Annotated in this window: 1 protein-coding gene; it reads left to right on the top strand. The window is 74.6% G+C overall.

The features are described 5' to 3' along the window. The coding region (locus HII36_RS55385) for a serine/threonine protein kinase (protein WP_173531421.1) at window positions 1-1118 on the top strand (1118 nt) is incomplete at both ends.

Here is a 1118-nt window from a genome sequence, read left to right as displayed (position 1 = left end):
GCGGGTGGCAGGGCGGGCTCGCGGCGATCAAGGTGATCCGCCACGACTTCGACGGCGACGAGGCGGTCACCAGGTTCCGCAGGGAGGTGGCCACCCTCGCCGACGTGCGCAGCCCGTACGCGGCGGCGCTGCTCGGCGCCGGGCTGGACGCGCCGCCGTACTGGCTGGCGACCGCGTACGTGCCGGGCCCGACCGTGTCGCAGGCGGTGGACCGGTGGGGGCCGCTGCCGTCCGGGGTGTGCCTGCGACTGCTCGGCGGGCTCGCCGCCGCCCTGGCCGACCTGCACGGACGCGGGGTGCAGCACCGTGATCTCAAGCCGTCGAACGTGATCCTCTCCCCGGACGGGCCGCGGCTCATCGACTTCGGGATCGCGCGGGCCGTCGGGCAGAGCACGATCACCCGGAGCGGGGACATCATCGGCACGCCCGGCTACATCGCACCCGAGGCCGTGCGGCGTCAGCCCGTGACACCGGCCGCCGACGTCTTCGCCCTGGCCGGGACGGTGGCTTACGCGGCGACCGGGCGGCCGCCGTTCGGGGGTGGTGAGGGCGTGGCGATCCTGTATCGCACGCTGAACGAGGAACTGGATCTGGAGGGGGTGGAGGCGGGGCTGGCCGGGTTGCTCGCGCTGTGCGCCACCAAGGACCCCGCCGACCGCATCACCCCAGCCGCCCTCGCCACCCTCTGCGGCACGGGGGTTCTTCTCCGGGAGGGGCCTCTCAAGGAAGGCCGCCACCCCGGCGAGAACCGCCGCAGGGAGGACCGTCTCGGGGACCCACGCGGGAAAGGCCACCACCCCTGGGAAGGCCCTCGCGGGAAGGACCCTCGCGGGGAGGACCCTCGTGGGGAGGACCACCCTGGGGAAGGCCATCGCGGAGAGGACCCTCGCAGGGAAGCCCATCGCGAGGAAGGCCGCCACCCTAGAGAGGACCCACGCGGAGAGGACCCCCGCCGGGAAGGCCGGCCCGGAGAAGGCCACCACCTCGGGGAGGACCGTCCCCGGGAAGGCCGTCGCGGGGAAGGCCGCCACCCCGGAGAGGACCCTCGCGGAGGGGACCCACGCGGAGAGGACCACCGTGGGGAGGACCGCCCAAAGGAGGGCCATCCTGGGGAAGGC

The organism is Nonomuraea antri (assembly GCF_013283785.1).
GTDB classification, from domain to species: Bacteria; Actinomycetota; Actinomycetes; order Streptosporangiales; family Streptosporangiaceae; genus Nonomuraea; species Nonomuraea antri.
This window is presented reverse-complemented; position numbering and strand designations above follow the sequence as displayed.